The organism is Pseudomonas sp. GZD-209 (assembly GCF_049310485.1).
Taxonomy (GTDB): Bacteria; Pseudomonadota; Gammaproteobacteria; order Pseudomonadales; family Pseudomonadaceae; genus Aquipseudomonas; species Aquipseudomonas sichuanensis.
On sequence record NZ_JBMOWQ010000080.1, the window covers coordinates 1 to 5382 of the forward strand.

Below are 5382 nucleotides of genomic sequence, written 5' to 3' on the forward strand. Positions count from 1 at the left end.
GGTGACACCCTCCCTCCCCTTGTTGCCGACGGGGGGGGTGGTTTTCTCCCCCCCCGATAGGGCCTGAAGCCTGACGCGCAATCCGCTAATCTTGCTAATCCAATGAAGGAGCCCAGCATGTTCGAATCTGCGGAAATCGGTCACAGCATCGACAAGGACACCTACGAGGCCGAAGTGCCCGCCCTGCGCGAGGCGCTGCTCGAAGCCCAGTACGACCTCAAGCAGCAGGGGCGTTTCCCGGTGATCGTGCTGATCAACGGCATCGAGGGCGCTGGCAAGGGCGAGACGGTCAAGCTGCTCAACGAGTGGATGGACCCGCGCCTGATCGAGGTGCGCACCTTCGACCAGCAGACCGACGAAGAGCTGGCCCGCCCGCCGGCCTGGCGCTACTGGCGGGCCCTGCCGCCGAAAGGGCGCATGGGCGTGTTCTTCGGCAACTGGTACAGCCAGATGCTCGAGGGGCGGGTGCATGGCCAGTTCAAGGACGCCGTGCTCGACCAGGCCATCGCCGGGGCCGAGCGCCTGGAGCAGATGCTGTGCGACGAAGGCGCGCTGATCATCAAGTTCTGGTTCCACCTGTCCAAGAAGCAGATGAAGGCGCGGCTCAAGGCACTGAAGGACGACCCGCTGCACAACTGGCGCATCAGCCCGCTGGACTGGCAGCAATCGGAAACCTACGACCGCTTCGTGCGCTTTGGCGAGCGCGTGCTGCGTCGCACCAGCCGCGACTATGCGCCCTGGCATGTGGTCGAGGGCTTCGACCCGCATTACCGCAGCCTGGCGGTGGGGCGCATCCTGCTGGAAAGCCTGCAGGCTGCGCTGGCCAACAACCCCAAGGGCAAGCATCAGGGCAATGTGGCGCCGCTCGGGCGCGCCATCGACCAGAAGAGCCTGCTCGGGGCGTTGGACCTGACCTTGCGCCTGGACAAGCGCGACTACGAAGAACAGCTGGTTACCGAGCAGGCGCGCCTGGCCGGCCTGCTGCGCAACAAGCACATGCGCCGGCATGCGTTGGTGGCGGTGTTCGAAGGCAATGACGCCGCGGGCAAGGGCGGGGCGATCCGCCGGGTGGCGGCGGCGCTTGACCCGCGGCAGTACCGCATCGTGCCGGTGGCCGCGCCCACCGAGGAGGAGCGCGCCCAGCCTTACCTGTGGCGCTTCTGGCGGCATATTCCGGCGCGCGGCAAGTTCACCATCTTCGACCGCTCCTGGTACGGGCGGGTGCTGGTGGAGCGGGTCGAGGGCTTCTGCAGCCCGGCCGACTGGATGCGCGCCTATGGCGAGATCAACGACTTCGAGGAGCAACTGCGCAACGCCGGGGTGGTGGTGGTCAAGTTTTGGCTGTCCATTGACCAGCAGACCCAGCTTGAGCGTTTCGAGGAGCGCGAGCAGATCCCGTTCAAACGCTACAAGATCACCGAGGAAGACTGGCGCAACCGCGACAAGTGGGACCTCTACAGCGAAGCGGTGGGCGACATGGTCGACCGCACCAGCACCGAGATTGCGCCGTGGACGCTGGTGGAGGCCAACGACAAGCGCTGGGCACGGGTGAAGGTGCTGCGCACCATCAACGAGGCGCTGGAAGCGGCGTTTGCCCGGCATAAGAAATAGGATCGTGTGGGCCTCTTCGCGGGTAAACCCGCTCCCACAGGTTATGCGCCGCCCCTGTGGGAGCGGGTTTACCCGCGAAGAAATTCACGCAAATGCATCGGGCATGCCCCGCCGGAATGACCTGATGAATTCTTTTCCCGTAACCCGTCCTCGGCCCGACGCTGCAACCCCTTAGAATCCAGTTACCCCCACCACGGGCCTGACCGAGGACACCATGCACATCACTTCCGGCCGTTGGCTTTTCGGCCTGCTGCTCGCCCTGTTGACCGCGCTGCTATGGGGCATCTTGCCCATCAAGCTCAAGCAGGTACTGCAAGTGATGGACCCGGTGACCGTCACCTGGTACCGCCTTGCGGTGTCCGGTGGGCTGCTGTTCGCCTGGCTGGCGGCCCGTCGACGCCTGCCTTCGTTCGGCCGGCTGGGCGGCAAGGGCAAACTGCTGATGCTGGTCGCCATCGGCGGGTTGCTGGGCAACTATGTGTTGTACCTGATCGGCCTCAAGCTGCTCAGCCCCGGCACCGCGCAGCTGGTGGTGCAACTGGGGCCGGTATTGTTGCTGGTGGCCAGTGTGTTCGTGTTCAAGGAGCGCTTCAGCCTGGGGCAGGGCATTGGCCTGGTGGTGCTGTTGGCGGGCTTCGGGCTGTTCTTCAACCAGCGCCTGGAAGAATTGCTGACTTCGTTGGGTGCCTACACCACCGGGGTGTTGACCATCCTCTTGGCCACCAGCATCTGGGTGTTCTACGCCCTGAGCCAGAAGCAACTGCTGACGGTGTGGGGCTCGCAGCAGGTGATGATGGTGATGTACCTGGGCTGCGCCCTGCTGCTGACGCCCTGGGTGCACCCATTGGAGGCCCTGCAGTTGAGCCCATTGCAGGGCTGGTTGCTGCTGGCCTGCTGCCTCAACACGCTGGTGGCCTATGGCGCCTTCGCCGAAGCCCTGGCGCACTGGGAGGCCTCGCGGGTGAGCGCGACCTTGGCGTTGACGCCTTTGGTCACTTTCATTGCGGTGGCGATCGCGGCCTGGGCCTGGCCGGAATACGTGCATGCCGAGGATATCAATGCGCTGGGGTATCTCGGGGCGGTGACGGTGGTGCTGGGGTCGGCGCTGGTGGCGTTGGGGCCATCGCTGGTGGCGGGGTGGAAGGCGCGGCGGGCGCAGCTCGGCTGAAAGCCCATCGCGGGGCAAGCCCGCTCCCACGCTGGGCTTGCAAAAAAGTTGGAAAGCAATCCAATTCTTGGGGGCAGTCCAGCGTGGGAGCGGCGGTGCGCCGCTGCGACTTGCCCCGCGATGGTTTTCAGCCCTTGCCGCCTGGCGCCAGCATGTTCTCCGGCCTTACCCACTGGTCGAACTGCTCGTTGGTCAGGTACTTCAACTCCAATGCCGCCTCGCGCAGGGTCTTGCCTTCGCTGTAGGCCTTCTTGGCGATTTCCGCGGCCTTGTCATAACCGATGTGCGGGTTGAGCGCCGTCACCAGCATCAGCCCGCGCTCCAGGTGCTCGGCCATCTGCTCGGCGTCGGGCTCGATACCGGCCACGCAGTGCTGCTGGAAGTTGCTGCAGCCATCGGCCAGCAGCTCGATCGACTGCAGCAGGTTGTGGATGATCACCGGCTTGAAAACGTTCAACTGCAGGTGCCCCTGGCTTGCGGCAAAGCCGATTGCCGCGTCGTTGCCCAGCACCTGGCAGGCCAGCATCGACAGCGCCTCGCACTGGGTCGGGTTGACCTTGCCGGGCATGATCGAGCTGCCGGGCTCGTTGGCCGGCAGGCGGACTTCGGCCAGCCCCGCGCGCGGGCCGGAACCGAGCAGGCGCAGGTCATTGGCAATCTTCATCAGCGCCACCGCCAGGGTTTTCAGCGCGCCGGCCAGGCTGGTCAGCGGCTCGTGGCCGGCGAGGGCGGCGAACTTGTTCGGTGCGGTGATGAAGGGCAGGCCGGAGAGGGCTGCCAGCTCCGCGGCGATGGCCTCGGCAAAACCGTGCGGGGCGTTGAGCCCGGTGCCCACCGCCGTACCGCCCTGGGCCAGCTCGCAGACCGCCGGCAGGGTGGCGCGGATGGCGCGCTGGGCGTAGTCGAGCTGGGCGACGAAGGCCGAGACTTCCTGGCCGAAGGTGATCGGGGTGGCGTCCATCATGTGCGTGCGGCCGGTCTTGACCAGCTTCTGGTGGCGCGCTGACAGCTCGGCCAGCCCGGACGACAGCTCGGCGATGGCCGGCAGCAGCTTGTGGTGCACGGCCTGGGCGGCGGCGATATGCATGGCGGTGGGGAAGCAGTCGTTGGAGCTTTGCGAACGGTTGACGTGATCGTTGGGGTGGACCGGTATCTTGCCGCCGCGACCTTTGCCGGCCAGTTCGTTGGCGCGCCCGGCGATCACCTCGTTGACGTTCATGTTGCTCTGGGTGCCGCTGCCGGTCTGCCAGACCACCAGCGGGAACTGATCGTCGTGCTCGCCGTCGAGCACTTCGTCGGCGGCCTGCTCGATCAGCCGGGCGATGTCGGCGGGCAGGTCGCCGTTGCGGTCGTTGACCCGTGCCGCGGCTTTCTTGACCAGCGCCAGGGCGTGCAGCACCGCGAGGGGCATGCGTTCCTTGCCTATGGCGAAGTTGATCAGCGAGCGCTGGGTCTGCGCGCCCCAGTAGGCGCCCTCCGGAACTTCCACCGGGCCCAGGCTGTCTGTCTCGATACGGCTCATGCTGCGCTCACTCCTTTGTAGTCCGAATTCGCAGTTTAGGCCCTGATTCGACCAAGCGGTTCCCACGCTCGTCGTAGCCCTTGAGCACTTCGCCATCACAGCGCAGAATGCTCTACTCTGAGGTACCCGCCTCCCTTTCTTGAAGGAAATGCAATGACCCGTCTCCGTGTCCTCTGTGCCGCCGTAGCCCTGGTCTGTGCCAGCGGCCAGGTACTCGCTGCCACCCCCAGCCACAATGCCGCCGCCGAGAAATTCCTGACCCTGGCCAACGCCGACAAGCTGGGCACCCCGGTGTACATGCAGGTCCAGCAGATGTTCGCCCAGCGCTTCGAGCAGACCAAGGCGCCGGCTTCCAAGAAAACCGTACTCGACAGCTACCAGGCCAAGGCCAACGCCGCCCTGGACAACGCCATCGGCTGGAAGAAGCTCAAGCCGAAGATGGTCGACCTGTACACCGCCACCTTCACCGAGGGCGAGCTGAACGACCTGGTCAAGTTCTACGAGTCGCCGCTGGGCAAGAAAGTCCTGCGCGAAATGCCCAAGGTCACCCAGCAGTCGGCCCAGCTCACCCAGCAGAGCCTCGAGCCTGCGGTACCGGTGGTCAACAAGCTGCTCGACGACATGACCAAGGAACTCGACCCGAACGCCGGCAAGGCCCCGGCCAAGAAGTGAGTCCATCGCGATGAGCATGCAGCAACGCATCGAACAGCAACTGGCGCCGCTGGGCACCGCGCACCTTGAAGTGCTCAACGAAAGCCACATGCACAGCCGTGGCCAGGAGACGCACTACAAGGCGGTGCTGGTCAGCGAGCAGTTCGCCGGGCTGAACAGCGTCAAGCGTCACCAGAAGGTCTACGCCACCATGGCTGAGCTGATGGGCGAGATTCACGCCCTGGCCATTCACACCTACACCCCCGACGAGTGGGCGCAGGTGGGCAGTGCGCCGGCTTCGCCGGTGTGTGCCGGCGGCGGGCACTGAATCCTCCCTGGGATTCTGGTAAACTGCCGCCCCCTGTAGATATCGTACCGGGGGAAATGCGGGGGGGGGGGGGAGCGCGCGACGGAGTCCGTGTAGGGGGGG

At 65.5% G+C, this 5382-nt stretch carries 5 protein-coding genes; 4 read left to right on the top strand and 1 reads right to left on the bottom strand.

Features of this window, described 5'->3' with window-relative positions; translation table 11 throughout:
• The first annotated feature begins 117 nt into the window (after positions 1-117).
• The gene (gene pap, locus ACO6VM_RS10850) at positions 118-1611 is read left to right on the top strand and encodes a polyphosphate:AMP phosphotransferase (RefSeq protein ID WP_125463089.1); all 1494 of its coding nucleotides are present in this window, start codon (positions 118-120) and stop codon (positions 1609-1611) included.
• 214 nt (positions 1612-1825) lie between these two features.
• Positions 1826-2779: a DMT family transporter gene (locus ACO6VM_RS10855; protein ID WP_401057710.1), complete on the top strand. Its 954-nt coding sequence runs from the start codon at positions 1826-1828 to the stop codon at positions 2777-2779.
• Positions 2780-2906: 127 nt separating this feature from the next.
• Here ACO6VM_RS10855 and ACO6VM_RS10860 read toward each other — a convergent pair whose 3' ends face one another.
• Positions 2907-4301 carry a class II fumarate hydratase gene (locus tag ACO6VM_RS10860; protein ID WP_401057711.1) on the bottom strand — a complete coding sequence of 465 codons (1395 nt, stop codon included), beginning with the start codon at positions 4299-4301 and terminating at the stop codon, positions 2907-2909.
• Positions 4302-4454: 153 nt separating this feature from the next.
• Here ACO6VM_RS10860 and ACO6VM_RS10865 point away from each other — a divergent pair, with 153 nt between their 5' ends.
• On the top strand, positions 4455-4973 hold the full coding sequence (locus ACO6VM_RS10865; RefSeq protein WP_110992507.1) for a DUF2059 domain-containing protein: 519 nt from the start codon (positions 4455-4457) through the stop codon (positions 4971-4973).
• 10 nt (positions 4974-4983) lie between these two features.
• A complete protein-coding gene (locus tag ACO6VM_RS10870; RefSeq protein WP_125857803.1) occupies positions 4984-5280 on the top strand; it encodes a BolA family protein in 297 nt (98 codons plus the stop codon).
• The last annotated feature ends 102 nt before the right edge of the window (positions 5281-5382 follow it).

What these genes read in the sequence shown, in the direction of transcription:
- ACO6VM_RS10855 (WP_401057710.1), top strand. Translation starts at nt 1,826, where the DNA reads ATGCACATCACTTCCGGCCGTTGGCTTTTCGGCCTGCTGCTCGCCCTG.
- pap (WP_125463089.1), top strand. Translation starts at nt 118, where the DNA reads ATGTTCGAATCTGCGGAAATCGGTCACAGCATCGACAAGGACACCTAC.
- ACO6VM_RS10860 (WP_401057711.1), bottom strand. Translation starts at nt 4,301, where the DNA reads ATGAGCCGTATCGAGACAGACAGCCTGGGCCCGGTGGAAGTTCCGGAG.
- ACO6VM_RS10870 (WP_125857803.1), top strand. Translation starts at nt 4,984, where the DNA reads ATGAGCATGCAGCAACGCATCGAACAGCAACTGGCGCCGCTGGGCACC.
- ACO6VM_RS10865 (WP_110992507.1), top strand. Translation starts at nt 4,455, where the DNA reads ATGACCCGTCTCCGTGTCCTCTGTGCCGCCGTAGCCCTGGTCTGTGCC.